The organism is Scandinavium sp., assembly GCF_051650185.1.
Taxonomy (GTDB): domain Bacteria; phylum Pseudomonadota; class Gammaproteobacteria; order Enterobacterales; family Enterobacteriaceae; genus Scandinavium.
On record NZ_JBOFIN010000064.1, the window covers coordinates 1 to 25,188 of the forward strand.

Annotated in this window: 26 protein-coding genes; 11 read left to right on the top strand and 15 right to left on the bottom strand. The window is 56.6% G+C overall.

The genetic code is table 11. From position 1 onward, the window contains the following. The 4 genes from ACRCWW_RS07780 to ACRCWW_RS07795 all read left to right on the top strand — a co-directional run. A partial coding sequence (locus ACRCWW_RS07780; protein ID WP_233432058.1) for a hypothetical protein occupies positions 1-121 on the top strand: 121 nt, incomplete at its 5' end. Positions 122-238: 117 nt separating this feature from the next. Beyond that, positions 239-604, top strand: coding sequence for a VOC family protein (locus tag ACRCWW_RS07785; protein WP_438681898.1), 366 nt, complete (start codon positions 239-241; stop codon positions 602-604). A gap of 15 nt (positions 605-619) precedes the next feature. After that, positions 620-1,318, top strand: a complete 699-nt coding sequence (locus tag ACRCWW_RS07790) for a helix-turn-helix transcriptional regulator (protein WP_438681899.1) — start codon at positions 620-622, stop codon at positions 1,316-1,318. Positions 1,319-1,406: 88 nt separating this feature from the next. Continuing rightward, entirely contained in the window at positions 1,407-2,798 is a 1,392-nt protein-coding gene (locus tag ACRCWW_RS07795; RefSeq protein WP_438681900.1) for a M24 family metallopeptidase, read from the top strand. 92 nt (positions 2,799-2,890) lie between these two features. Here ACRCWW_RS07795 and ACRCWW_RS07800 read toward each other — a convergent pair whose 3' ends face one another. Further along, positions 2,891-3,784, bottom strand: coding sequence for a nucleoside-specific channel-forming protein Tsx (locus ACRCWW_RS07800; RefSeq protein WP_438681901.1), 894 nt, complete (start codon positions 3,782-3,784; stop codon positions 2,891-2,893). A 309-nt stretch (positions 3,785-4,093) separates the two neighbouring features. Continuing rightward, positions 4,094-4,636: a DUF3251 domain-containing protein gene (locus ACRCWW_RS07805; protein ID WP_438681902.1), complete on the bottom strand. Its 543-nt coding sequence runs from the start codon at positions 4,634-4,636 to the stop codon at positions 4,094-4,096. A 144-nt stretch (positions 4,637-4,780) separates the two neighbouring features. On the opposite strand from ACRCWW_RS07805, the gene nrdR reads away from it, so the two are divergent. From nrdR to pgpA, 6 genes are all read left to right on the top strand, one after another. Beyond that, complete coding sequence (nrdR, locus tag ACRCWW_RS07810) at positions 4,781-5,230, top strand: transcriptional regulator NrdR (protein WP_330983082.1); 450 nt, start codon at positions 4,781-4,783, stop codon at positions 5,228-5,230. 3 nt (positions 5,231-5,233) lie between these two features. Next, positions 5,234-6,337, top strand: coding sequence for a bifunctional diaminohydroxyphosphoribosylaminopyrimidine deaminase/5-amino-6-(5-phosphoribosylamino)uracil reductase RibD (ribD, locus tag ACRCWW_RS07815; RefSeq protein WP_438681903.1), 1,104 nt, complete (start codon positions 5,234-5,236; stop codon positions 6,335-6,337). Between the two features lie 88 nt (positions 6,338-6,425). Beyond that, on the top strand, positions 6,426-6,896 hold the full coding sequence (gene ribH, locus ACRCWW_RS07820) for a 6,7-dimethyl-8-ribityllumazine synthase (protein WP_438681904.1): 471 nt from the start codon (positions 6,426-6,428) through the stop codon (positions 6,894-6,896). Positions 6,897-6,915: 19 nt separating this feature from the next. Continuing rightward, positions 6,916-7,335, top strand: coding sequence for a transcription antitermination factor NusB (gene nusB / locus ACRCWW_RS07825; RefSeq protein WP_312624796.1), 420 nt, complete (start codon positions 6,916-6,918; stop codon positions 7,333-7,335). 69 nt (positions 7,336-7,404) lie between these two features. After that, positions 7,405-8,379 (top strand): thiamine-phosphate kinase, encoded by a 975-nt coding sequence (gene thiL, locus ACRCWW_RS07830; RefSeq protein ID WP_438681905.1) that lies wholly within the window; start codon positions 7,405-7,407, stop codon positions 8,377-8,379. After that, entirely contained in the window at positions 8,366-8,872 is a 507-nt protein-coding gene (pgpA, locus tag ACRCWW_RS07835) for a phosphatidylglycerophosphatase A (protein ID WP_438681942.1), read from the top strand. The genes thiL and pgpA overlap by 14 nt, the downstream gene beginning before the upstream one ends. A gap of 174 nt (positions 8,873-9,046) precedes the next feature. Here the strand turns inward: pgpA and ACRCWW_RS07840 are convergent, their stop codons facing one another. Genes ACRCWW_RS07840 through xseB form a run of 4 tightly spaced genes read right to left on the bottom strand, consistent with a single transcriptional unit; the run spans position 9,047 to position 13,110 of the window. Beyond that, a complete protein-coding gene (locus ACRCWW_RS07840) occupies positions 9,047-10,021 on the bottom strand; it encodes an aldo/keto reductase (protein WP_438681906.1) in 975 nt (324 codons plus the stop codon). Positions 10,022-10,080: 59 nt separating this feature from the next. Next, positions 10,081-11,943, bottom strand: coding sequence for a 1-deoxy-D-xylulose-5-phosphate synthase (dxs, locus tag ACRCWW_RS07845; RefSeq protein WP_438681907.1), 1,863 nt, complete (start codon positions 11,941-11,943; stop codon positions 10,081-10,083). 23 nt (positions 11,944-11,966) lie between these two features. Further along, complete coding sequence (gene ispA, locus ACRCWW_RS07850; RefSeq protein ID WP_438681908.1) at positions 11,967-12,866, bottom strand: (2E,6E)-farnesyl diphosphate synthase; 900 nt, start codon at positions 12,864-12,866, stop codon at positions 11,967-11,969. Between the two features lies 1 nt (position 12,867). After that, a complete protein-coding gene (gene xseB, locus ACRCWW_RS07855; protein ID WP_330983092.1) occupies positions 12,868-13,110 on the bottom strand; it encodes an exodeoxyribonuclease VII small subunit in 243 nt (80 codons plus the stop codon). A gap of 190 nt (positions 13,111-13,300) precedes the next feature. Between xseB and thiI the strand changes: the two genes are divergently transcribed. Next, on the top strand, positions 13,301-14,752 hold the full coding sequence (thiI, locus tag ACRCWW_RS07860; protein WP_438681909.1) for a tRNA uracil 4-sulfurtransferase ThiI: 1,452 nt from the start codon (positions 13,301-13,303) through the stop codon (positions 14,750-14,752). Between the two features lie 132 nt (positions 14,753-14,884). On the opposite strand, the gene ACRCWW_RS07865 is transcribed toward thiI, so the two are convergent. From ACRCWW_RS07865 to ACRCWW_RS07905, 9 genes are read right to left on the bottom strand one after another with little or no spacing between them, the layout of a single operon-like run. Continuing rightward, a complete protein-coding gene (locus ACRCWW_RS07865) occupies positions 14,885-15,376 on the bottom strand; it encodes a serine acetyltransferase (RefSeq protein ID WP_438681910.1) in 492 nt (163 codons plus the stop codon). Positions 15,377-15,378: 2 nt separating this feature from the next. Next, positions 15,379-16,782 carry a DUF4832 domain-containing protein gene (locus ACRCWW_RS07870; protein WP_438681911.1) on the bottom strand — a complete coding sequence of 468 codons (1,404 nt, stop codon included), beginning with the start codon at positions 16,780-16,782 and terminating at the stop codon, positions 15,379-15,381. Further along, positions 16,779-17,195: a hypothetical protein gene (locus tag ACRCWW_RS07875; protein ID WP_438681912.1), complete on the bottom strand. Its 417-nt coding sequence runs from the start codon at positions 17,193-17,195 to the stop codon at positions 16,779-16,781. The genes ACRCWW_RS07870 and ACRCWW_RS07875 overlap by 4 nt, the downstream gene beginning before the upstream one ends. Next, entirely contained in the window at positions 17,196-18,308 is a 1,113-nt protein-coding gene (locus tag ACRCWW_RS07880) for a glycosyltransferase family 4 protein (RefSeq protein ID WP_438681913.1), read from the bottom strand. Further along, the gene (locus ACRCWW_RS07885; RefSeq protein ID WP_438681914.1) at positions 18,305-19,516 is read right to left on the bottom strand and encodes a glycosyltransferase family 4 protein; all 1,212 of its coding nucleotides are present in this window, start codon (positions 19,514-19,516) and stop codon (positions 18,305-18,307) included. The genes ACRCWW_RS07880 and ACRCWW_RS07885 overlap by 4 nt, the downstream gene beginning before the upstream one ends. Then, the gene (locus tag ACRCWW_RS07890) at positions 19,494-20,522 is read right to left on the bottom strand and encodes a glycosyltransferase (protein WP_438681915.1); all 1,029 of its coding nucleotides are present in this window, start codon (positions 20,520-20,522) and stop codon (positions 19,494-19,496) included. Before ACRCWW_RS07890 ends, ACRCWW_RS07885 begins: the two co-directional genes overlap by 23 nt. After that, a complete protein-coding gene (locus ACRCWW_RS07895; protein ID WP_438681916.1) occupies positions 20,519-21,898 on the bottom strand; it encodes a capsular biosynthesis protein in 1,380 nt (459 codons plus the stop codon). Before ACRCWW_RS07895 ends, ACRCWW_RS07890 begins: the two co-directional genes overlap by 4 nt. Then, positions 21,898-23,106, bottom strand: a complete 1,209-nt coding sequence (locus ACRCWW_RS07900) for a lipopolysaccharide biosynthesis protein (RefSeq protein ID WP_438681917.1) — start codon at positions 23,104-23,106, stop codon at positions 21,898-21,900. The genes ACRCWW_RS07895 and ACRCWW_RS07900 overlap by 1 nt, the downstream gene beginning before the upstream one ends. After that, the gene (locus tag ACRCWW_RS07905) at positions 23,103-25,187 is read right to left on the bottom strand and encodes a GumC family protein (protein ID WP_438681918.1); all 2,085 of its coding nucleotides are present in this window, start codon (positions 25,185-25,187) and stop codon (positions 23,103-23,105) included. The genes ACRCWW_RS07900 and ACRCWW_RS07905 overlap by 4 nt, the downstream gene beginning before the upstream one ends. Position 25,188: the final 1 nt, after the last annotated feature.

A 25,188-nucleotide genomic window follows, 5' to 3' on the forward strand; every position in this document is an offset into this window, starting at 1 on the left:
TGCAAGTATGGGACAACTAGTGAAATTACCGACAAGAAGGGAAAGGGCCTTCCCGAGAGTGGTAAAGGAGAGGCCCTGGAAATACCCCACAGCCCCGAAAAAGAGCCAGTCAGTTGCTTAACTGACTGGCATTACAGCCCTGGTGCTGCGATTTTTTTTTGCAAAGGCTACTGACAGTACGCTGTCAGTAGCCCTGTTCTATGCTCTCTGTGAACTTATCCCTGACCCCGGAGGCTGTATGAACATCATTAACTGGTTTGAAATCCCCGTGTCCGATCTCGATCGTGCCGTCGCTTTTTATGAACCCGTGATGCAGGTGGCACTACGCCGCGAAAAAATGGAAGGCGCGCAGATGGCCGTATTCCCGCATGAAGAGACCGCTACTGGCGGTGCGCTGGTCAAATTCGACCATTTCTCTCCTTCTTCACAGGGCTGTATCATTTATCTCAGCACGCAAAATTTGCCCGCTACGTTAGAACGTATTGCCACGGCAGGTGGTGAGTGTGTGTTTGGTCCGCTGGTGCTGCCAAAGGGCATCGGGACTATCGCCTTATTTACTGACACTGAAGGCAATCGTGTTGGGCTGCATCAGCCCGAGGCCTGACAATCAGGAGTGACTATGTCCCGGCGCGCCGACCGTTTATTTCAGATAGTGCAAATCCTGCGCGGCAGGCGCTTAACCACGGCAGCGCTGCTGGCCGAACGGCTGGGCGTGTCGCTGCGTACCATTTATCGTGATATTCAGGATCTGTCGCTTTCGGGCGTGCCGGTAGAAGGGGAGGCCGGAAGCGGCTATCGCCTGCTGGAAGGTTATCATCTGCCGCCGCTGATGCTCACACCGCAAGAGTCGGAAGCCATGATGGTGGCGATTCGCCTGTTGCGGACCTGGGGCGGTGATTCACTCTCCCTTGCTCTGGAATCTGCGCAAGAAAAAATGCTGGCTATTTTGCCCGCCGAGAGCCGTCGGCGGGCAGAGCAGTCACGTATTTTTGCGCCTGATTTCGGCGAACAAGGCTTTTGTAAAAGCCGCTTCGATCTTATTCATCAGGCCATCTCCCGCCAGGATGTGCTGACGTTGCACTACCGTGACGAAGCCGGCCAACTCTCGTGGCGAGATGTGCAGCCGCTTGGTCTGTTCTTTTGGGGGGAGCGCTGGCTGTTGGTCGCCTGGTGCGAACGACGTGAGGATTACCGCAGTTTTCGCCTCGATCGCTGTCTGACCGTCACCCCTGCCGGAAGGCGATTCAGTGAACGCGCCGATCGTTCGCTGAGTGATTTTCTGCGCAAGGTTCGCTGCGAGGACAGGAACGGGCGTTGAGAGTCAAACTCTGGCACTTTTTTTCGCACAAGCCCCGGAGTTGCAGGTATGGTGAGGGTCTCACTCACAGCTCGGGAGCCACACGGAAATGCCCCACCATCACATTCACCTTCAGAACGTCCCGCAGCCGCAGTGCTGGACGGGTTTGTCTTCAGTCACGCTCAGCGATGCGACCCTTGCGCAGCGCAAGGCGAAAGTCCTCGCCGGGATGCAGCAGCAGAAGCTGGACACGCTGATTGTCTACGCGGATAAAGAGCACGGCGGTAACTTTGAATATCTCACCGGATTTATCCCGCGCTTTGAGGAGGCGCTGCTGGTAATTCACAGCGACGGCGAAGCGGTATTAGTGCTGGGTAATGAAAACCTCAAGCTGGCTGCTCACGCCCGGTTGCCCAGCCGCGTGGTGCATGCGCCGTGGTTCTCTTTGCCTAATCAGCCGATGGACAATACTCAGTCTCTGCCTGAGCTCTTGCAAAGCGCAGGGATCACGGCGAATAAACGGCTGGGCCTGGCAGGCTGGAAACTCTTCACCGGCGTGAAAGACAACACCCGTCAGATGTTCGATATCCCGGCGTTTATCGTTGATGCTATTCGTGAAGCGGCACCGCTTGCGGAGCTACAAAACGCCACCGGGCTATTTATTTCCCCGGCGGTTGGGGCGCGCGTTGTCAACAATGCCAACGAACTGGCGCACTACGAGTACGGCGCGAATCTCGCTTCTACCGCCATTCTCGGCGCCTTAAATGCGGTTGCAACGGGCAAAACCGAAAAGCAGATTGCCAGTTTGTTGGCCGCCGATGGTCAGCCGAATAACGTGGTGACGATCGCCGCGACGGGAGACCGTTTCGCTTACGCCAATCTGTATCCTGGCGATAAAGTCGTGCAGCAGGGGGATAAGTTCTCGCTGACGACGAGCTACAAAGGCGGGCTCAGCAGCCGTGCGGCTTACGTCGTGAAAGAGGCTTCTCAACTCCCTGAAGCAGTCAGGGATTATCTTGATGTGGTGGCGATTCCGTATTTCCGCGCGGTCGTCACCTGGCTGGAAAACATTCGCCCAGGCATGACGGGCGGCGAACTGTATCAGCTGATTGAAGATGTGCTGCCGAAGTCAGAATACCACTGGCATCTCAATCCTGGTCACCTGGTCGCGGACGAAGAGTGGTTATGCTCGCCAGTCGGTCCGGGATCTGACGTTCCATTAAAAAGCGGCATGCTGCTGCAAATCGATATTATTCCTTCTCGTACAGGCTACGCGGGCGCAAGTATTGAGGACACGGTGGCACTGGCAGATGACACGCTGCGTCAGCAATTGGCTGCTGAATACCCGGTGCTTTGGGCGCGCGTAGTGGCGAGACGTGAATATATTAAACGCGAAATTGGGATTCAGCTGCCGGAGTGTGTGCTGCCGTTCTCAAATACCGTGGGGTATTTACGACCGTGGCTGTTGGATCAGAGTAAAGCGTTGAGCGTGAGGTCATAAAATTGCCCGGTGGCGGTTTCGCCTTACCGGGCCTACGGTTTTCTGCATACCGTTGTAGGCCCGGCAAGCTCGCGCCGCCGGGCATTGCATCATCAGAAGTTATAACCCACAACCAGGTAACCACCCCAACCGGTGGAGCGAACGCTGAAGTTGCCGTCGCCGAAGTTCAGGCTGGCATCGTCGTTCCACTGGCCACCGTTGTGCCAGTAACGTGCCACGACAGAGTAGTGCCAGTGATCGTAGTTCAGCGCCAGGATGTGGCTGGAGGCGATGGAGTTGCTGGTGCGCGCGTGCTTCCCGTTCAGATCGTAGAAGTTGTCATCGCCCAGGTCAGAACCCCAGTCAAAGTTGGTGAAGCCGATATAGCTCAGCTGGCCGCCCCACAGTTGGGTGATTGGCACGAAGTACTTCACCTTGAAGCGGTAGCCATCCCACTCGTTTTCGTTGGACGCGCCATAGTTCTGCCACTGGTATTTCGCGTACACGTTCAGGGACAGGCTCATTGGCAAGCCGGTGTCGATGTCGGTGCCCAGACCCATGTACCAGGTGCTCTGCTTGCTGGCATCGTTGCCGTGAGCGCCCATGTCATAGATGTAGTTGTTCGCGAAGTACCACTCTTTGAACGGGCCGAATACCAGGCTGGTGCCGGTCAGTTTGTCGATGGAGAAGCGAGGTTCGATCTCCATGAACATGCGGGAACCGTCGTCCCAGACGCCAGTGTCATTGCCGTTACCCCAACCGAAGGTTTTTGGGATATCGATGTAGCCGTAGAAATCAAACCAGTCTTTTTTGGCAAACGCTTCGTACTCCAGGTACACGTCGTTATTGATTTTTGGTCCGAAGCGGGTGTGGTAGCTGCCTACCACGTTGACGCTCTGGTGCCACCAGTCAGAGACGTACTCTGGCTTAGAGGTTTCGGCAGCGTTTGCCGTGAAAGACGAGGAGAGCGCAAGCACTGCACTGGCTGCAAGTAATGTTTTTTTCATAAAGACGCCACTTTTTTAAAATCCCTTTCGGGGTGTGAAAAGACCCGCCGGAGCGTTTCTAAATGTAACTGTTTTTGCGAGGCCTATTATAAGAATCATTGCTCACAAAAATATGTGGTGTTTCACAGTTTTATCATATACGTAATCGATTGCGTTCACGTTTGCGTACATTAACGGCGGGCATTGTACGGATTCTCATGAATGTTTCCAGGGTTTTCTGGAAAAACAGGAAACATTGCAAAGGGTGTCAAAGCGTGAGGAAAGGGCGGGAAAGAGGCCGGATAACGGGCGTTATCCGGCAACAATCAGTTACTGGGCATTCACCGGTTGAATGTCGTGGATACGCACGAAGACCGGTTGCTTCGGATCGATGCCGTTTAACTGCAACGGAATATCGACATCGCTTGGGGCAAGGATGCTTGCCGGGGCGTTGATGAGCTGGTTTTTGACGTCAACTTCCTGGTAGTTGTCCGTGGTGCCCTGAATCAGGCCCCATTCGACCGTGCCGCTAAAGGCTGGCAACGGATCGTTGGATTCCCCCTGAATACGCAGCGTGGCACGCATTCCGTCAGCGTTTTGCGCAATATTGGTCAGCGACATGCGCAGGGTACCAATCTGGCTCTCGAGGCGTGCCGGGGTATTCGCGCCAGGCAGCAGATAAACACCGCTTGCAGATTTTGCATTCAGGGCATTTTGCTGGGTTATCCTGACCGTTTCCTGATTAAGTTTGGTCATGTCCTGCGAGAGGGCGCTCACGCTCTGCTGCATCTGGTGAACTTCGGTTTGCTGTGCACAGGCGCTAAGGGTAAACAGACTTCCCACGGCCAAAAGGCGTAAATAACGTCGTGTCATTGTCAGGGTTCCTTTCAGAGTTCTTTCGTCTTCAATGGTAGCAGTATCGCGCGCGTTGCCATCGGGGGGTTGTCTCAAAATGACGGCGCCGCCTGGGTCGTGGTAAAATAGGAAAATGTCATTCCCCTTTCGTCAGGACGCGCCATGCATTGCCCATTTTGTTTAGCCGTAGATACCAAAGTGATCGACTCTCGTCTGGTGGGAGAAGGCTCTTCTGTACGCCGCCGCCGACAGTGCCTGGTCTGTAATGAACGCTTCACCACCTTCGAAGTGGCTGAACTTGTGATGCCGCGAGTGGTGAAAAGCAACGATGTTCGCGAGCCGTTTAATGAAGACAAACTGCGCAGCGGCATCCAGAAAGCGCTCGAAAAGCGTCCTGTCAGTTCAGATGACGTCGAAATGGCGCTGAATCACATTAAATCGCAGCTGCGCGCCACCGGCGAGCGTGAAATCCCAAGCAAACAGATTGGCAATCTGGTGATGGAGCAGCTGAAAAAGCTCGATAAAGTGGCCTATATCCGTTTTGCCTCGGTGTATCGCAGCTTCGAAGACATCAAAGAATTCGGCGAAGAGATCGCCCGTTTACAGGACTGAGCCATGCACGACGAACAGTACATGGCGCGTGCGCTGAAGCTGGCGAATCAGGGCCGTTTCACCACTCACCCCAATCCACGTGTCGGCTGCGTGATAGTCAAAGACGGCGAGATTGTGGGAGAGGGCGCGCACTACCGAGCGGGTGAACCTCATGCGGAAGTGCATGCGTTGCGCATGGCGGGCGAAAAAGCCAAAGGGGCCACGGCGTACGTCACGCTTGAACCCTGCAGTCATCACGGGCGCACGCCGCCATGCTGTGAAGCTCTCATTGCGGCTGGCGTGAGCCGCGTTGTGGCAGCAATGCAGGATCCAAATCCACAAGTTGCAGGACGCGGGCTTTATCGCCTGCAGCAGGAAGGCATTGAAGTCAGCCATGGGCTGATGATGAGCGAAGCCGAAGCGCTGAACAAAGGCTTCCTGAAGCGGATGCGTACCGGTTTCCCCTATATCCAGCTAAAACTGGGCGCTTCGCTGGACGGGCGCACGGCAATGGCGAGCGGTGAAAGCCAGTGGATCACATCGCCACAAGCGCGCCGCGATGTTCAGCGTTTGCGCGCAGAAAGCCATGCCATTTTGACCAGCAGTGCAACAGTGTTAGCGGATAATCCGGCACTGACCCTACGCTGGGAAGAACTTAATGCCGACGTGCAGGCGCACTACCCGCAGGAAAACTTGCGTCAGCCAGTGCGCATCGTTATCGACAGCCAAAATCGTGTGTCGCCGGAACACCGCATCGTGCAGCAACCGGGCGAAACCTGGATTGCCAGAACCCAACCAGATCCCCGCGAATGGCCGGAAGCAGTGCGCACGCTGCAAATCCCGGAACACAACGGCCATCTCGATCTGGTGCTGCTGATGATGCAACTGGGCAAACAGCAGATTAACAGTATCTGGGTTGAGGCAGGTCCAACCCTGGCTGGCGCGCTGTTGCAGGCAGGACTTGTGGATGAGCTGATTGTTTACGTTGCGCCTAAACTGTTAGGCAGTGATGCCAGAGGATTATGTGTGTTGCCAGGGCTTGAGAAACTGGCCGATGCGCCCCAATTTAGTTTCAGCGAGATACGCCACGTTGGCCCGGATCTCTGTCTGCACCTGATACCCGCGTAAGTTGCTGTCAATAACCGAAGCAGCGCGCAAATTATTATGATAAAATCCGCCCCCCTCATGGGGTAAGTCGAATCCCAAAAGGAAAAGTATGAACATTATCGAAGCTAACGTAGCGGCTCCTGAAGCCCGCGTCGCCATCACCATTGCGCGTTTCAACAACTTCATCAATGACAGCCTGCTGGAAGGTGCGATTGACGCCCTGAAGCGCATTGGTCAGGTTAACGATAACAACATCACCGTCGTCTGGGTTCCGGGCGCATACGAACTGCCACTGGCAGCGGGCGCACTGGCGAAGACCGGTAAATATGACGCCGTTGTTGCACTGGGCACCGTTATCCGTGGCGGTACGGCTCACTTTGAATACGTCGCCGGTGGCGCAAGCAATGGCCTGCTGCATGTTGCACAGGACAGCGAAATTCCGGTCGCTTTTGGCGTATTGACCACCGAAAGCATCGAACAAGCCATCGAACGCGCTGGCACCAAGGCGGGTAACAAGGGTGCAGAAGCTGCACTGACCGCACTTGAAATGATTAATGTATTGAAGGCCATCAAGGCCTGAATTTTGTAAGGGGAATTCCGTGAAACCTGCTGCTCGTCGCCGCGCCCGTGAGTGTGCCGTCCAGGCGCTTTACTCCTGGCAGTTGTCCCATAACGACATCGCTGATGTTGAATATCAGTTCCTGGCGGAACAGGACGTGAAAGACGTCGACGTCGTGTACTTCCGTGAACTGCTGTCCGGGGTGGCGACCAACAGCGCGTATCTCGACGGCCTGATGAAACCTTACCTCTCCCGTCTGCTGGAAGAGCTGGGTCAGGTGGAAAAAGCCGTACTGCGTATCGCGCTGTTCGAGCTGGCGAAACGTGACGATGTGCCGTACAAAGTGGCCATCAACGAAGCCATCGAACTGGCGAAAACCTTCGGCGCCGAAGACAGCCACAAGTTCGTCAACGGCGTGCTGGACAAAGCAGCCCCGGTTATCCGTCCCCGCAAAAAATAGTCTGCAGGCCGACGAAGCGGTTTCTCCGCTTTTGTCGGCCTTTCTTCTTCCTTTCTCGAGGCCTGACGCATGGCATGCGGTGAATTCTCTCTCATTTCCCGTTATTTCGATCGCGTAAGAAGCTCCCGTCTTGATGTTGAAACCGGAATCGGTGACGACTGTGCGCTGCTCAGCGTGCCTGAGAAACAGACGCTGGCGATCAGCACCGATACGCTGGTATCGGGCATTCATTTTCTCCCGGACATCAACCCTGCCGATCTTGCCCGTAAAGCGCTTGCAGTCAATCTCAGCGATTTAGCGGCGATGGGGGCCGATCCAGCGTGGCTCACATTAGCGCTGACACTGCCTTCTGTGGATGAAGCCTGGCTGGAAACGTTCAGCAACAGCCTGTTCGAACAGCTCAATTATTACGATATGCAGCTGATTGGCGGCGACACCACCAAAGGCCCGCTGTCGATGACGCTGGGCATTCATGGTTTTGTGCCAGAGGGCCGGGCCCTGAAGCGTTCAGGCGCAAAACCCGGCGACTGGATTTACGTGACCGGCACGCCGGGTGATAGCGCGGCGGGTTTGGCGATTTTGCAGGACTGCATGAAGGTCAATGCGAAAGAAGACGCTGATTATCTGGTCAAACGGCATCTCAACCCGACACCACGCATTCTGAGCGGACAAGCCCTGCGTGGGCTCGCAAATTCGGCTATCGATCTTTCTGATGGGCTGATTTCCGACCTGGGGCATATCCTCAAAGCGAGCGAGTGCGGAGCAAGAATCGATCTGGATTCACTGCCGTATTCTGAAGCCATGACCCGCCACGTCGAGCCTGAACAGGCGCTGCGCTGGGCGCTGTCCGGCGGTGAAGATTACGAGCTGTGCTTTACCGTGCCAGAATTGAACCGGGGCGCACTGGATGTGGCGCTGGGGAATTTTGGTATGGCGTATACCTGCATCGGACAGATGACGGCCGATGTAGAAGGACTGCATTTTCAGCGTGACGGCAAGCCGGTGACGCTCGACTGGAAGGGGTACGACCATTTTGCGCAGTAAAGACGTCGCGAAAAGCCGCCTGAGTATGTTCAATCCCTGGCATTTACTCGCCACAGGATTTGGCAGCGGGCTCAGCCCAATCATGCCAGGCACAGCGGGCTCGCTGGCCGCCATCCCCTTCTGGTATCTGCTCACGCTTCTGCCCTGGCAGCTCTATTCGCTGGTGGTCATGCTGGGGATTTGTATCGGAGTCTACATTTGTCACCGCACCGCCAAAGACATGGGCGTGCATGACCATGGCAGCATCGTCTGGGACGAATTTGTCGGGATGTGGATAACGCTGATGGCGCTGCCGACAAACCAGTGGCAGTGGGTCGCCGCAGGCTTCGTGATTTTCCGCATTTTTGATATGTGGAAGCCGTGGCCGATTCGCTGGTTTGATCGCAACGTCCACGGTGGCATGGGGATCATGGTCGATGACATCATCGCCGGGATCATCTCCGCCGGGCTGTTGTATCTGATTGGCCACCACTGGCCGATTGGGATCATTTGATTTTACACAGTAGAGCGCTGCTCCACCCTCTCCCTAACCCTCTCCCTTAGGGAGAGGGAACACTGAAAGTGCGGGCGTTTATTCTCCCTCTCCCTTAGTGAGAGGGAACTCAGAAAGTACGGTCGCTTATTCTCCCTCTCCCCGCGGGAGAGGGCCGGGGAGAGGGGGTGGCACTTACTTAAACCCCACCACCGGATGCGGCTGATAAGGCGTTTCCAGCTCGGCAATCTGCTCTGGCTTCAGCGTAATATCTACTGCATTCAACAGGTCATCGAGCTGTTCTTCTCGCGATGTGCCGATAATCGGTGCAGCCACGCCGGGCTTGCTTAACAGCCACGCCAGCGCAACCTGCGCGCGGCTCACGTCCAACTCTTCCGCAATCGCCGCCAGCCGTTCAGCTATCTGGGCATCGTTCGCTTCGGTGGTGCTGTAGAGCGTTTTACCAAACTCATCAGACACCACTCGCGCCGTCGTTTCACCCCATGGTCGTGTCAGACGACCACGTGCCAGCGGGCTCCATGGGATCACCGCCACCCCCTCCTGATAGCACAGCGGCAGCATCTCGCGTTCTTCTTCACGGTAGATCAGGTTGTAGTGATCCTGCATGGTGACAAAGCGCGCCCAGCCGTGTTGTTTCTGCAATTCCAGGGCCTGAGCAAATTGGGAGGCGTGCATCGAAGACGCGCCGATATAACGCGCTTTCCCGGCTTTGACCACATCATTTAGCGCTTCGAGCGTTTCTTCAATCGGGGTGTTGTAATCCCAGCGGTGGATTTGCAGCAGGTCGACATATTCCATGCCAAGCCGGCGCAAACTGTCGTCAATGGAGCGCAGGATTTGCGCACGGGAAAGCCCTTGCGGCAGGTCGCCCGTCTGGTGATAAACCTTGGTCGCCACCACCACATCCTCGCGGCGGGCAAAATCACGTAAGGCACGCCCGACGATTTCTTCGCTGCTGCCGTCAGAGTAGCTATTGGCGGTATCAAAGAAGTTAATGCCGCCTTCCAGCGCGCGTTTGATGACAGGACGGCTGCTCTCTTCCGGCAGCGTCCAGGCGTGGTTGCCGCGATCGGGCTCGCCAAAGGTCATACAGCCGAGACAGAGCCGGGAGACGTTGAGGTTGGTCGTTCCTAATTTGTTGTATTGCATGGTTCCACTCCTGCGATGAACATAATAGTAAGCATAGCAGGAGCGGAAAGGGGGAAGGATCAGGCCAGCCAGGCGTTGATTTTGGCTTCGATGCCTTCGGCATCCAGGCCAATTTCGGCCCGGGCTTCTTCCTGCGTGCCCTGTGGGATAAAGAAATCAGGCAGGCCGAGGTTCAGCACAGGCACCGGTTTACGGTGTGCCATCAGCACCTCGTTCACACCGCTACCCGCCCCGCCCATAATGGCGTTTTCTTCCAGAGTGACCAGCGCTTCATGGCGCGCGGCCATCTCAAGAATCAGCGTTTCATCCAGTGGTTTGACAAAGCGCATATCGACCAGCGTGGCGTTAAGTTTTTCCGCCACAGTTTCAGCGTCTGCCAGCAAAGTCCCGAAGTTCAGCATCGCGATTTTCTCGCCCTGACGCTTCACAATGCCTTTGCCGAGCGGCAGTTTTTCTAAAGGCGCCAGTTCCGCGCCCGTGCCGCTACCTCGTGGATAGCGCACGGCGCTTGGGCCATCATTGTGGTGATAGCCGGTGAACAGCATCTGGCGGCATTCGTTCTCATCGCTCGGGGTCATGATGACCATATCCGGAATGCAGCGCAGATAAGAGAGATCGAACGCGCCCTGGTGCGTTTGCCCGTCAGCGCCGACAATCCCGGCCCTGTCGATAGCAAATAACACCGGCAGCTTCTGGATGGCGACGTCGTGGATAACCTGATCGTAGGCGCGTTGCAGGAAGGTGGAGTAAATCGCCACCACCGGCTTATAACCGCCAATCGCCAGGCCTGCGGCGAAGGTTACCGCGTGCTGTTCGGCAATCGCGACATCGAAATACTGGTCTGGATATTTCTTCGAAAACGCCACCATTCCGGAGCCTTCGCGCATCGCCGGGGTGACTGCCATCAGCTTGTTGTCTTTGGCCGCCGTTTCGCACAGCCAGTCGCCGAAGATCTTCGAATAGCTCGGCAGGCCGCCGCTGCTTTTCGGCAGCACGCCGCTGGTGTGATCGAATTTCGGTACGGCGTGGAAAGTGATCGGATCTTTTTCCGCTGGCTCATAGCCACGGCCTTTCTTGGTCATGATATGAAGGAACTGCGGGCCTTTCAGGTCCCGCATGTTCTTCAGGGTGCTGACCAGACCGAGCACGTCGTGACCGTCTACCGGGCCGATGTAGTTAAAACCGAGCTCTTCAAACAGCGTGCCCGGTACCACCATGCCTTTGATATGTTCTTCGGTGCGCTTCAGCAGTTCTTTAATCGGCGGTACGCCAGAGAAGACCTTCTTGCCGCCTTCACGCAGCGAGGAGTAAAGCTTGCCGGAGAGCAACTGCGCCAGATGGTTATTCAGCGCGCCCACGTTCTCAGAAATCGACATTTCGTTATCGTTGAGGATAACCAGCATGTCCGGTTTGATATCGCCCGCGTGGTTCATGGCTTCAAACGCCATGCCTGCGGTAATGGCCCCATCGCCAATCACGCAGACGGTGCGACGCTGTTTGGCTTCTTTTTCAGCGGCGACGGCGATGCCAATCCCGGCAGAAATGGAGGTCGATGAGTGGCCGACGCTCAGCACGTCGAATTCGCTTTCACCGCGCCACGGGAACGGGTGCAGGCCGCCTTTCTGACGAATGGTGCCAATTTTATCGCGACGACCGGTCAGGATTTTGTGCGGATAAGCCTGATGGCCTACGTCCCAGATCAGCTGATCAAACGGGGTGTTGTAGACATAGTGCAGCGCCACGGTGAGTTCCACCGTGCCAAGCCCGGAGGCGAAGTGTCCGCTGGAGCGGCTCACGCTGTCGAGCAGGTAGCGGCGCAGTTCGTCGCAGAGCTTCGGCAGGCTCTCTTTTGGCAACAGACGCAGTTCCTGAGTGGACTCCACCAGTGCCAGCGTCGGGTATTTGGCAATATCAAAACTCATCAGAGACTCATCGTGGTGTTTTTTTATTTATCGCGCTGAATAATGTAATTCGCTAGCGCTTCCAGTGCCGTGGTGTCCAGAGACTGCGCGGCCAGAACGGTCAATGCCTGGCGGGCTTCTTCAATCAGATCACGGGCTTTCGTTTGGGCTTGCTCAAGGCCCAGCAGGGCAGGGTAGGTGCTTTTGCCAAGTTGCTGATCGGCTCCCTGGCGCTTACCAAGGGTCGCAGTATCCCCTACCACATCCAGAATGTCATCCTGCACCTGGAAGGCCAGGCCGATGCATTCTGCGTATTTATCCAGTACCGGCAGCGCTGCGAGGCCTTTATCACCCGCACTCAATGCGCCTAAGCGAACGGCGGAGCGAATCAGCGCGCCTGTTTTATGGCGATGGATACGCTCCAGCGCCTGTAAATCAACCTGTTTACCTTCTGCTTCCAGATCCAGCGCCTGACCGCCACACATGCCCGCCACGCCGCTTGCTTGCGCCAGCTCGGAGACCATTTTCAGACGATAGCGATCGCTCACTTCCGGCATGGGCGCATCACTGAGTATAGAAAATGCCAGCGTTTGCAACGCATCTCCGGCCAGAATGGCATTGGCTTCGCCAAATTTAATGTGGCAGGTCGGCTGACCGCGACGCAGATCGTCGTCATCCATTGCCGGTAAATCGTCGTGAATCAAAGAATAAGCGTGAATACATTCCACCGCCGCAGCGGGCGCATCCAGCGTGGACAAACTGACGTTGAACATCTCGCCTGTGGCATACACCAGGAACGGGCGCAGGCGCTTTCCGCCTAAGAGTGCGCCATAGTGCATGGCTTCGACCAGTGGAGTGTTCTGAAACGGCTGCGGGGCGATGAACTGACGCAGCGCTTCGTTAGCTCGCGTCACGCAGGCCTGTAATTGTTGCGTGAAATCCATATTACTCAGCGTCCGGCGTGAAGGGGGTCAGTGGGGCGTCTTCGTTATCAGCCAGCAGGATTTGCACACGCTGCTCGGCTTGTTGCAGCTTCACCTGGCCCTGACGCGCAAGCCCGATGCCGCGTTCAAACTCGTTCAGCGCCTCTTCCAGCGGAAGGTCGCCGTTTTCAAGGCGCGAGACAATCTGCTCAAGTTCAGTCAGTGCGGTTTCAAAACTGGCTGGCGCTTCATTTTTCTTTGGCATGTGAATGGACTCTTAAGTTTTCAGCCCCGTCATGGTAACGGACTCGGGGCAATTATCAAATAACGCGCAATGTGCACAGGAGCCGCGCGAAGGTGGTATACTTGCGCGCCTGGATGCAGCCACCAAAGTGAGCTGCTGTACTCTTTTTCATCACAAGCCTTTGCGGGCTTGCCAAAGAACCATTGCCGCCATGAAGTTTATCATTAAATTGTTCCCGGAAATCACCATCAAGAGCCAATCTGTGCGCATACGCTTTATAAAGATGCTCACCGGGAACATCCGTAACGTTCTGAAGCAGTATGACGAAACCCTCGCCGTCGTGCGTCACTGGGATCACATTGAAGTGCGCGCCAAAGATGAGAATCAGCGCCCTGTCATTCGTGATGCGCTGACCCGCATTCCCGGCATCCATCATATTCTGGAAGTCGAAGATGTGCCTTTCACTTCGCTGCACGATATTTTCGAACAGACGCTGCCGCTGTGGCGTGAGCAGCTGGAAGGCAAATCCTTCTGTGTGCGCGTGAAGCGTCGTGGTAAGCACGAGTTCACCTCTATCGAAGTGGAACGTTACGTTGGCGGCGGGCTGAATCAGCATATTGAAACGGCGCGCGTGAAGCTCACCAACCCGGACATCACCGTACATCTGGAAATCGAAAACGATCGCCTGCTGCTGGTGAAAGGCCGCTATGAAGGCATCGGCGGTTTCCCGATTGGTACGCAGGAAGACGTGCTGTCGCTGATTTCCGGCGGCTTCGATTCCGGCGTCTCCAGCTACATGCTGATTCGCCGCGGTTGCCGCGTTCACTACTGCTTCTTCAACCTCGGCGGTGCTGCGCATGAAATCGGTGTTCGTCAGGTGGCTCACTACCTGTGGAACCGCTTTGGCAGCTCCCACAAGGTGCGTTTTGTGGCGATCAACTTTGAACCCGTGGTTGGCGAAATTCTCGAAAAAGTTGATGACGGCCAGATGGGCGTGGTCCTAAAACGCATGATGATGCGTGCCGCATCACAAGTTGCCGAGCGCTATGGCGTGCAGGCGCTGGTGACCGGCGAAGCGCTGGGCCAGGTCTCCAGCCAGACGCTGACCAACCTGCGTCTGATCGACAACGTCTCTGATACCCTGATCCTGCGTCCGCTGATCTCCCACGACAAAGAGCACATCATCGATCTGGCGCGTGAAATCGGTACCGAAGATTTCGCCCGTACTATGCCGGAATACTGCGGCGTGATTTCGAAGAGCCCAACCGTCAAAGCGGTGAAAGCGAAAATCGAAGCGGAAGAGCAAAACTTCGACTTCGCGATCCTCGACAAAGTGGTGGCTGAGGCCAGCAACATTGATATCCGTGAAATCGCGCAGCAGAGCCAGCAGGAAGTGGTGGAAGTGGAAACCGTCAGCGGCTTCAGCGCCAACGACGTGATCCTCGACATCCGTTCCATCGACGAGCAGGACGAAAAGCCGCTGAAAGTCGACGGTGTCGAGGTGGTGTCATTACCTTTCTATAAGCTCAGCACGAAGTTTGGCGACCTGGATCAGAGTAAGACCTGGCTGCTGTGGTGTGAGCGTGGGGTGATGAGCCGCCTTCAGGCTCTGTATCTGCGTGAGCAGGGCTTTGCGAACGTGAAGGTTTATCGTCCTGAATAATCTGAGCTGACGGTTCCCCCTCTCCCTAACCCTCTCCCTCAAGGGAGAGGGGACTGTTTGGCGCCGGTTTGCTCCCTCTCCCTGTGGGAGAGGGCCGGGGAGAGGGCATCAGATCGCTGAGTCGTGATAAAGCTAGCGCTTCACAATCCGGCAAGGCTGGCCAACGGCAATCGCGCCGCTGGGCATATCTTTGGTGACGACCGCCCCGGCACCCACTTTGGCACCCTCTCCCAGCGTTATCTCACCAATCACAATGGCCCCGGCCCCGAACTCGACGTTATCGCCAATTTTCGGGCAGCTGCCGTCGTCTGTGGCATTCCCGATAGTGACGCCGTGTCGCAGAATGCAGTTGTTACCGATAATCACATCGCGGTTGAGCACAATGCAGTGCGCATGATAGATCCGCAGCCCCGCGCCGATTTGGGTTTGCCAGGGGATCTCTACGCTGAAAAACCACTCGTTAATCACTTTGTTGAGGATCACAAAAGGGAGGCTCAGCAGCTTTAGCAGCGGATTTTTTCGGCGGCGCAGCGTCGCCAGCCGATACAGCACAATGACGATTTTCGCCTTGGCATTGCCATTTAGTTTTAACTCGCGGCGCAGCGAGTATTTTGCGTCAGACATGGTTAATTCTCTATGTTGAAGGTCGCCAGAGGGTACCAGCCGTCGGCGCTTCGCCCCTGATTGGCCAGGGCGATCCGCGGAGTGTCCTTCTCGTCAGTGATGGTTGCTTCCAGCTGCCAGCTGCCTGCTGTCAGGCTGGCTGGAAGGGCAAACTGCACGCGGCTGGGGTGCTCGCCCGGCAGCCACTGACGAAGATCGTCCTGGGTTCGTTGCTGTAGCACGACGTTCCCCCGGGCATCGGTAATTCGCCAGGCGACGTGATAAGGCAGATAGACGGGAGCCACGCCATCATTGCTCCAGGTGCTGTTGAGCACCAGCGTTGTCCCGGCTTTGACGGTACCCGGGAGTTCAAGGCGGCTGACGCGATAGCGATAGCCTATCTTCAGAAGCGCCTTGTCGACGATATCCCGATATTCCTGCGGCACCCGGCGGGATTTCAGGTTGAGCGTGCTGGCGTGCTGCTGGAGCGCCCAGTCGAAGGTGGCCTGCACCTGCTGTCGGGTGTAGTGCTGCACGCTTTGCCATTCGTCCATGTAGCCGCAAATCTCAAGGCTGACGGGCGCATGCTGCCAGCTGTTCGCGAAACCACTGTAGGAGGCCTGTGCCGCAGCCAGCCGCTGCGGGTAGTCATCGCGCATGTGGCTCCACTGTGCCGAAAAGTTGCTCCAGTCGCCCCAGCAGTCGGCTCGCCAGCCAGCACCGTGCTGTGCGGCATACGCCAGCGACTCCCCGCCGCTGATCAGCATGATTTTGGGCGTTTTGGGAAAGGCGGCCAGGTGCATGTCGATATAGCGATTAAGCTGCGCAGGCGTGTATTTCTCCGCCAGCGGCGGCACGTCGGTAAAGTTGGAGTTATGCCATTCTCCCCAGGAGCCCACCATGCCAATATCCACCAGCGCCAGTTCAGGATTGCCGTCATAGCGCTGACCCATCGCGGTCAGCAGCTTTTGGGCATAGCGCAGGAAAATCGGATCGCTCAGGTCCGGCACGAAGGTTTTGCCGTTCGCGACCCATTGGCCTTTGATCCCTTTGGCAATCAGCCAGTCGGGAATTCTGGAGCCGGACTGCGGCTCATCGAGCACCATAAAACGCAGGCCGACGTTCATCGCAGGCTGGTGTTGGGCCGCCACCGCAAAAGCATGATCGATGAGATCGAAGCGGTAAACGCCCTCCTGTGGCTCCAGCTCGCTCCAGTAAAAGCGATCGTACTCGATGCCGGTATCAGGATAGTCCGCCAGCGACAGCTTTTCGCCGTAGCCGTCGTGAAAGCTGGCGATCCCCATGCCCGGATTCGTCAGGAGCCCGTTGAACGCCGGGGGGGCCACGGTCTGGTTTGCGGCCAGCGCTGACGTTGTCAGCAGCAGTGTCGCAAGCGCAGTAAGAAGGCGGGCAGAGGGTAGAGTCATGGTGAGGTCGCTTTGTCGTGAAGATGGATAAACCAGTCCCAGATCCCCACGTGGAAATGTTTAAACACGTCAATGCCCAGCGCGGATTTCAGCATATAGAGCGCCAGCAGCATTGAGAGGATGCAGAACAAAATAAGGACAGTCACGCTGAGGGTGGTAAATATGCGGCTGAATGCCCCTGCTTCGCGCGGGCGTTTTCGCAGGTCCCGGCCAAGCAGGAACACCACAAAATAGCGCCGATGCAGAAACGGAAAACTGCGACGAAAATCGACAGGATGGCGGGTGGCGAGCGTGGCTTGAGTCAGCGCCTGCTCGATGCCGCTTTTCTGCTCTGGCGTCAGGGTCTTCCCGACGTCCGGGTCGAGGGCGGCATAAAAGCGGCCAATAACGAGGTCTGAGGTTGATTTTTGCACTTAGCTGTCCGTCTTCATGATTTTCTGATAAATCCGGAGGGTAGCATCTGCGATATCTGGCCAGCGATATTTTGATAACAAATTGCTGTAGTCCACGGTTTCGTGGCCGCGCCACGCCTGAAGTTTTTCAGCCAGAGCCGGAACGCTCCCGGTGGTGAAATAACAGCTGGCAGGCAGGCCAGGCTCAACGTTTGCCGGAATGTCGCTGACCACCACCGGCAAAGACCAGGACATCGCTTCCAGCAGCGCGATCGGCAGCCCTTCGTGGTAAGACGGCAGGACGAACAGCCCCGCCTGAGAGAAGATGGAATGCAGCGTCACGCCGTTCAGGAAACCGGTCGGAATGACATTTGGGGTATCCATTGCCTGTTTCTTAAGGCGTTCGCTGTAGGCATCAGGATGGTCAGCGTCTCCCACCAGCACCAGCGGCAGCTGGCAGTTGGCTTGCCTGTAGGCAGAGACAAGATCGTGCAGGCCTTTCTCTTCCACAAAACGCGCCACGGCGATGATGTACTCCCCCCGCTTCAGGCCAAAGTTATTGAGCGTCGTGTTGATAGCCTCTTCGGAAGGCAGCTCGGGCACCCGGACCCCGTTGTGGATCACGTGAGCATCGTGGCGGTTATGCTTTGTTTTCACGATCTGATTGATGACATGGGAGATAACAATCACTTCACTGGCGCACTTTACGGCCCACTTCTCACCCAGCTCCAGCATCCATTTGGCGAGCTTGCCCCATTTCTGACGGTCGTAATCTGGCCCATGATGAGTGAACACCACTTTTTTCCCGAGCAGACGCAGAAGCGGAACCACCAGCCCAGGGCCGACCGCGTGGACGTGCACAATCTCAGATCTGTCAAACAGGGTGCTGAAGGCGGCGAGGGTAGAGTGAACGATGGCCTCAAATTTACGGCTTTTCGGTGCCCAAAGGGTTTTCAGGCGCACGCCTTTGTACTCGCCGCGGCGATAGTTAACGTAGGGCGAGCGGGCGATGACGCAGATATCCGCGTCGTGCCGGGCTTTAATTTCCGGATATAAATTCTGGCAGTGGGTTTCCACGCCGCCCTGGACGTCGGGGATCCCCCGGGTGCCGAGTACGGTAATCTTTACTGTCATAATGTCTGACCATTGAGTTGCAAATAGAGCGCCTGCAGCGCCTGCATATGTTGGGAAAGCGAATATTTTTGTTCCAGCCGCAGTCGGGCGCTTTGGCCCATTTCACGCGCCTGCTCGGGATCGCGAACCAGCTGATCCAGAATAGTCGCCAGCGCCCCGGCGTCGCCCGGAGTAAACAGCCTGCCGTCCTGACCGTCGCGGATCTGTTCAGGGATCCCACCGATATTCCCGCCCACTACCGGACGGCCAAACGCCATCGCTTCCAGCACCGACATCGAGCAGTTTTCGTAATATTCGGAAGGAACGATCACCGCGCGGGCGTTGCGAATCAGCGCGTTCAGCCCTTCGCCCTGCTGCTGATAGCCGAGGAACTCTGGTTTGGGGTAGCGGGCGCGTAAATCGTCAAACAGCAGGCCGTCGCCGGCAATTTTGAGCGGCAGGCTCTCCTGCATTTTTTGATGCGCTTCGGCAAGAGTGGCTACGCCTTTCTCGCGGCTCAGGCGGCCGATATAGAGAAAGTAGTCGCCGGGGGTGTCGCCAGGCGTGGATGCGGTATCGATGCCGTTGACGATAACCTCAATGCGCGACTCAGGCAGCTTTCGCAGCAGCGTCTGGCGCATAAATTCGCTCGGGGCGACGATGACATCCAGCATCTGATAGTTGCGGGCTATCTTTTGCCAGAAGGCTTCAAGCGAGAGCAGCAGACTTTTCCCGCGTTCGCCTTCCTGACAGCGGTGTTTGTAAGCATTGAATACCGATCCGGTCAGGCACAGTTCGCACACTTTTCCTTCGCGCAGCATGGTGTAGGAGGGGCAGACAATTTTATAGTCGTGCGCCGTCAGCACCGTTTTGCAACCAAAGCGTTTCGCCACGCCGATAAGCGCGGGCGTCAGCTGGTGGTAGATATTGTGGAAGTGAACCACGTCCGGTTTTTCCGCCAGCAGCAGGGCATTGAACTTCTCCACCGCCCGGCTGTTGTAAATAAAGTCCTTCCCGGCCTGCACTTTATCCCACAGCGAATGGCTGCCGTGGTAGTCCACGTTATGCACGAAAAACTCGCTCCACTCAGACGGCGCGTTTTCAGGGTGCTGCATGCTGAAGTCGATGATCTGATGCCCGGCCTGGGCCATGGCATCGCGCTCCTGAAACAGAACCGTTTCCGCTCCGCCTTTAATAAAGAAGAACTTATTGACGTAAAGTATTTTCATTTTCGTCGTCGATATGTTGAGGGTGAGAGACAGTCACGGCAGGGCGGACCAGAGGATCTTTTGGTGAATTCAGCAGGCCGCGCACCAGGCCCGCAGAGAACAAAGAGAGGTTGATGACGCTCTGCACGCCGTCGCGCAGGGAGCTATTTTTATACGCTTTAGCGGCGATAAACAGCAGCAGCGGTAACAGGGTCACGCCAATCACGGCCGGGTTAAGCGAAACGATCGCCAGCAGCAGGAGCAGCAGGTAAAGAGTGAAGATCAGCTCATTGCGGACAATCTTAAAGGCCGCCGGAAAATGCTTCTTCCCCCAGGCGTTGCGTAATAACTCCCCCGGCGCCCACAAGAAGCCGTGCTTCCAGCGATAGGCCAGCATTTTAAACGTCGGCATGGTGTAAGAGGCATGGCGGAAGTAGGGCACGTCAAGGCGACGCAGCTTATAGCCCGCAGCTTGCAGCCGAATACCCAACTCGGCTTCTTCGTAACCGTGCAGATTCAGGTTGGTCAGGTAGCCGATCTTTTCAATGGCGCTGCGGCGGTAGAGGCCGCCGCCGCCAAGATGATCGGTGTCTCCCAGCGGGTAGATCAGATGGAGCCGCTGCTTACGCGATTTGAACTCATAGTTGGCCGCATCATCCATTTCGACGCTGCCTGCGACGCCCGCATAGTCTGGATTATTTTCCAGAAACGCTATCGCGGTAGTCAGGAAGCCGGGTTCCAGCTCCATGTCGCCATCCAGCAGCAGCAGATAATCCCCTTCGCTGTAGAGCCAGCCGAGCTGGTGGCCAACGCCGCAGCAGCGGTCGGCAGGGTTGTCGAGACACACCACCATCGCGCCTTTCGCCAGCGCCAGCTCGCGGGTGTTATCGGTGGAGAGACTGTCTGCGACGATGATCTGATGCGGGTAGCTCGCCAGTTGCTGACGAACGCTGTCGATGGTTTTTTCAATCCCTTCGGCTTCGTTCAGGGTCTTGATGCTGACAGTAATGGAGGGCAGTGGGGTCATAGTGGAGTACCGGAGTTTAAACGGACAGAGCGATGAATGACGATGAGCGAGCCCAGCGCCAGCCAGAACTGAAATTGCAGCATGGGGATGATCATCAGGATCTGGCTGTAGGGCAGGCTGAGCAAACAGCCGAGGGTAAAGACGTAAAACGCCGGCGCGGCACTGAGGAGCTGCAGATCCTCATGATTTAAGTCATTACGTGAAAAGGTTTCCCGTGGTCGCATGGCCTTCAGGATGCTGACCACGATGGTGGTCAGCAGCAGCAGACCGATAATGCCCACTTCCCACAGCAGCATGCTGAGCGAGGTCGAGTCGAGGATCAGGTTAAACCAGGTGCTGATGTAGCCCGGTGACACGGCGCTGCCGCTGTTGGTGGCGTTTAGCCCGTAGCCAAACAGCACGCTGCCGATGCCGTAGAGATCGTTATGCTTCAGCCAAAAGAAGATTGTCGTGAAGCGGCCGAGTTCACCGCTCGGCATGATGTAGTTGGTGTCGAAGATGTAGCCTAACGAATCCACAAACACCGAAAATGCGCTTTTGGTCGGATCGCCCCCAAAGGCGGAAGAGTAATTGGCGGCGAGGATGGTAATGGCGGCAAAAATCAGCACCACCATACCGACGGCGATAATCAGCAGGGAGCGCAAACTCACCTTGCTGACGCCGCTGACGTAGCCCGGCAGGATCCACAGCAGCGCCAGCAAAAACGGCGACAGCAGGATCACAAACTTCACTTCGCCCACCACGCACAGGACAAAAGCCAGAATGATGTGCAGGGCCATGGATTTAAACGAGCAGATGCCGTGCTTATATTCCGACACCTTCAGCAGCATGATAAGCAGACAGAACATCCCCATCGCTGCCGTGTTGCCGCCGCCCATCGGGTTACCGCCGAAAGTGCCGACCACCGAATCCCATTTTTCGTCTTCGCCGCGAAACGCGACGCGTTTGGGCACCACCACCAGCACCTGATAAATCACGAGCGGGAACTGAACGTAGAAGAACCAGTAAAAGAGCTGGATCAGACGATGAAGCTGGGATTCCCGGAACATGCCGAGCAGCATACAGAGCATGATAAGCGACAGCGCCAGCTCGTTTTTGAACCCCACAATGGTGACGACTGCGCCCCCCAGCAGGAACGTGCCCGCCAGCGTCATGACCAGAAAGGCAAGATAGAGCGTGAGGATCACTTTCTCAGCCGGGGTCATTTCCAGGGGCTGGCTGGACCTGTGCATAATGAGCAGCACGACCATCAGCAGCACCATGAAAAAGGGGATCCACAGCACCGCCAGCACGCCGGTAAAGTACTGGACGGTGCCGCAAATGACCAGGGTCATCAGTGCGAGCACCTCCAGATAACGGCCGGTATTAAGCTGCATCAGTGCTGCTCCTGCCTGGCGAGCGACCGGGCGCGCTTGTTCATAAACAGCAAAATGAACAGATAACGCAGGCTGGTGAGCAGCGAGAAGGTCAGGAGCGACACCTCATAGCTTTGCCCAAGCTTCGGCAGCGCCACAAAAGCCACCAGGATTATCAGCAGTTGCTCAATCTGAATGCGCAGGAAGTAGCGTTTCGAGCCGAAGATCAGCTCAATCACCGTCAGTGGGCTGACCGCCAGCGCGGCAAACAGGTAGGGAAGCATATAGCGTGAAGTGGGAATCGAGTTGAGCCACTCCTGGCTGAAGCCAAGGCGCATCACCAGCGGATAAAAAATCCAGATCCCGGCGATGCAAACCAGCGCCGCGCCCAGCAGCAGCAGGCGCACTTTCTTGTACTCTTCGTAGTTAAAGGTGCTGTGGCGAAAATCCATCGACCATTTGGAGAAAATGGAGTTGCGCACCGCGTTGCCAATGATCATCACCGGCGACAGGCAAAAACGGCTTACGACTGAGAAATAGCCTGCGACCAGCGGCGAAAAAAGCACGTTGATAAGCATCGTCGGCAGGTTGTTGCTGGCCATCGCCAGCACTTCAGCGCTGCCGACGCGGCTCAGATGCTGCCAGTGTTCCCGCATAAAATGCCAGTTTGCCGCCGGGGAAAAGTGGCTGGCCGTCAGGCTGCGGAAAGCAAACAGCCGCAGCAGACAGAGCGAAAGCAGGATCAGGATCCCCACCATCCACGCCAGATAGAACAGCGACGGGTTGGGCATGAGCAGCAGGGCAACGGCCACCACCAGCGAGACCGCAATACGCTGCACCGTGAGAAACTGATAGTTGCCGCCGCGAAGTGACAGGTTTTCGGCAATCAGCACCAGCGCGTAGCCAAAGGTCAACAGGTACAAAAAAGCGATATTCAGGTGGAAAATCAGCCCGGTGATCGCCGCCCAGGGCAGGGCGATAATCAGGCTTTGCAGCAGGCAAAACACCACGTTTTGCCCCAGTTCAGCATCGTCCTGACGCGGGATCAGCAGCTGGGAGGCAAAGGTGCAGACCTGCGCACCAATCAGCACATTGCTGTAAATCATCGCGTAGTGGCCGACCTCCGCCATACCGTAGCGGTGCGAAATCAGCCAGACGGAAAAGGCACCAATCAGTTGTGAAAGGACCGACGAGCTGGCAATGGAGGTAATGCTCTTAATTAAATTCATAGGGGCTGATTCGGAGATATAAGTTCGTCGATGGCACGTTCCGGCAGACGGCGGCCCTCAAGCGTTTCCAGATTTTCCTCCTGCACCTGGTTAAGCATCAGCGCCAGCGAGTGTTTGCCCCCGGCGCTGAGGCGCTCGAATGTGCTGGCAATTGGGCTGGCTGCATCGCCGGCCCTGGCGACCAGCAGCGTGATATCCACGTGGTTTTGCAACAGCAGGCTATCCTGGGCCTGGCTCAGGGAGGGGGTATTGACGATCAGCGTGTGCCAGCGCTGGTGCAGCGTTTCCAGCAGCGCAGGCAGGTTGTCTGAGGTCAGCAGCAGCAGCGAAGAGTCGCGCAGCTCGCCCCGTGGCAGCAGATCGAGGTTTTCCCCAAGATTCACCACGGCCTGCTCGACGGTACACTCGCCGTACAGGCAGCGAGAGAAGCCCAGCGCTGGCTCGCTGGTGGTCTGCGGTTTCAGGTAATCGAGATCGATCAGCAGCGTTTTGTGGGCTTTGCTGGCCGAACGGGCCAGCAGCTCTGCTATCAGCGTGCTGCCATCCTGTTGCTGCACGGCCGTGACCATCAGGCTTTGCGGCTCCCGGCGCTCGCCTTCGAGTGCCATGCGCAGGCTATGGATCATGTCGGCGTACAGCCGATCGTTAAAAATTTGCGCGGCTGATTTTGGCTGAGGGAGCAGGGGAAATTCGCCACTTCCGGCGATCCCGGCCTTGGCTTTCAGCTCGCTCAGGCTGTTGACGGTTTTATCCAGCGCCGTGGTGACAATCAGATACATGATGTACAGGCCGAGCACCAGAATGGAGATCATCACGATCAGCATTGAGCGTTTGGGTTTGGAGGCGTTAAGCGGCGGCGTAGCGGGATCGTAGATCTGCTCGTCCGCGACGGAGAAACTCTCCGACAGCGTCTGTTCGTTAGCGCGCTGGTAGAGGGATTTATACAGCTCTTCGGTCTTATTCAACGCGGTCATCAGGGTGTTGTAATGGTCACGTTTTGCCGCCAGCTGCTCGAAATTGCCTTTCTGGTCATCGAGCATTTTCTGGTAGTGGTGCTCATCGTCCAGGGCAATCTGGTACTGCTGGCGCAGGCCGTTGGTCAGTTCGCCCAGCACCTGACCAATCTGCCCGTTGACCGCCTGAAGCTGTGCCTGAGCCTGAAGGTATTTTGGATGCTGCGGGCCATAGTGTTTGGCGGCATCGGAGAGGTTGCGCTTCGCCTGGGTCAGGGCGATGCGCAGATCCTGAATTTGCGGATGACCCGAGATTTCCGGCAGCGAGATGATCATCTCCGGCGGCTTGCCCTGCTGACGGCGCACTTTGTCCCAGGTGGTCTGAGCCTGAAGACGGCGCTGCGTGGCATCGGCTAATCGATTGGTGACGATACCCAACTGCTCGGTTTCATAGCCATCAACGCCGCGGAAGGTCAGCAGCCCTTGCTGTTTGAGGTACGCATCGATATCCGCTTTCTGTTTGACCATGTTGTCTTTCAGGTCAGCCATCATCTTTTCGTTCCAGCCCTGGGCCTGAAGCAGCGCTTTCTGCTTCTGATGCAGGCTGTAGTCGATAAACGCCTGCGCCAGACCGTTTGCCACATCGGCGGCTTTCTGCGGTGAGGCGGCCTCCATGGAAACGGAGACCAGCTGGGTCGAACGCACGCCGTTGATGGCTACATTCTTTTGCAGGTAGCCGATGGCGTTGTTGATGCGGGTCGCTTGATCTTTGTCGTCCCCGCCGTTGAACTCAGGATCCTGCTCGAGCTTCAGGTTTTTCACCGCCTGTTCCAGTACTACCCGGGAGCTCATCTGCGCATATTTGGTTTCGTAGTAGTCGCTGCGCGTGGAATCATAGTTCTCCAGCCGCGGCAGCGGGGAGACATCAGCGGACTGGGCCTTAAACAGCACTGTGGCGGTGGCGACATAGCGGGAGGCCATAAAGCGTGTGCCAATAAAGGTCAGCACTGCCGCTGCCACGAAAACGACCAGGCACCAGAGCAGCTTGCGCTTGATCCTGTTGAGATAGGGCCCGAAGTCGACGAAGCCCTCTTTTTTCTTGCCGCTACCGACGAGTGAAATAGCCATC

Bases quoted from the DNA above. Each gene is read 5' to 3' on its own strand.
- ribH (WP_438681904.1), top strand. From the start codon at position 6,426: ATGAACATTATCGAAGCTAACGTAGCGGCTCCTGAAGCCCGCGTCGCC.
- ACRCWW_RS07865 (WP_438681910.1), bottom strand. From the start codon at position 15,376: ATGTCTGACGCAAAATACTCGCTGCGCCGCGAGTTAAAACTAAATGGC.
- ACRCWW_RS07885 (WP_438681914.1), bottom strand. From the start codon at position 19,516: ATGAAAATACTTTACGTCAATAAGTTCTTCTTTATTAAAGGCGGAGCG.
- ACRCWW_RS07800 (WP_438681901.1), bottom strand. From the start codon at position 3,784: ATGAAAAAAACATTACTTGCAGCCAGTGCAGTGCTTGCGCTCTCCTCG.
- ACRCWW_RS07790 (WP_438681899.1), top strand. From the start codon at position 620: ATGTCCCGGCGCGCCGACCGTTTATTTCAGATAGTGCAAATCCTGCGC.
- ribD (WP_438681903.1), top strand. From the start codon at position 5,234: ATGCACGACGAACAGTACATGGCGCGTGCGCTGAAGCTGGCGAATCAG.
- ACRCWW_RS07905 (WP_438681918.1), bottom strand. From the start codon at position 25,187: ATGGCTATTTCACTCGTCGGTAGCGGCAAGAAAAAAGAGGGCTTCGTC.
- xseB (WP_330983092.1), bottom strand. From the start codon at position 13,110: ATGCCAAAGAAAAATGAAGCGCCAGCCAGTTTTGAAACCGCACTGACT.
- nrdR (WP_330983082.1), top strand. From the start codon at position 4,781: ATGCATTGCCCATTTTGTTTAGCCGTAGATACCAAAGTGATCGACTCT.
- ACRCWW_RS07805 (WP_438681902.1), bottom strand. From the start codon at position 4,636: ATGACACGACGTTATTTACGCCTTTTGGCCGTGGGAAGTCTGTTTACC.
- ACRCWW_RS07870 (WP_438681911.1), bottom strand. From the start codon at position 16,782: ATGACTCTACCCTCTGCCCGCCTTCTTACTGCGCTTGCGACACTGCTG.
- ACRCWW_RS07895 (WP_438681916.1), bottom strand. From the start codon at position 21,898: ATGCAGCTTAATACCGGCCGTTATCTGGAGGTGCTCGCACTGATGACC.
- ispA (WP_438681908.1), bottom strand. From the start codon at position 12,866: ATGGATTTCACGCAACAATTACAGGCCTGCGTGACGCGAGCTAACGAA.
- thiL (WP_438681905.1), top strand. From the start codon at position 7,405: ATGGCATGCGGTGAATTCTCTCTCATTTCCCGTTATTTCGATCGCGTA.
- ACRCWW_RS07880 (WP_438681913.1), bottom strand. From the start codon at position 18,308: ATGACAGTAAAGATTACCGTACTCGGCACCCGGGGGATCCCCGACGTC.
- ACRCWW_RS07795 (WP_438681900.1), top strand. From the start codon at position 1,407: ATGCCCCACCATCACATTCACCTTCAGAACGTCCCGCAGCCGCAGTGC.
- ACRCWW_RS07840 (WP_438681906.1), bottom strand. From the start codon at position 10,021: ATGCAATACAACAAATTAGGAACGACCAACCTCAACGTCTCCCGGCTC.
- dxs (WP_438681907.1), bottom strand. From the start codon at position 11,943: ATGAGTTTTGATATTGCCAAATACCCGACGCTGGCACTGGTGGAGTCC.
- ACRCWW_RS07785 (WP_438681898.1), top strand. From the start codon at position 239: ATGAACATCATTAACTGGTTTGAAATCCCCGTGTCCGATCTCGATCGT.
- ACRCWW_RS07900 (WP_438681917.1), bottom strand. From the start codon at position 23,106: ATGAATTTAATTAAGAGCATTACCTCCATTGCCAGCTCGTCGGTCCTT.
- thiI (WP_438681909.1), top strand. From the start codon at position 13,301: ATGAAGTTTATCATTAAATTGTTCCCGGAAATCACCATCAAGAGCCAA.
- ACRCWW_RS07890 (WP_438681915.1), bottom strand. From the start codon at position 20,522: ATGACCCCACTGCCCTCCATTACTGTCAGCATCAAGACCCTGAACGAA.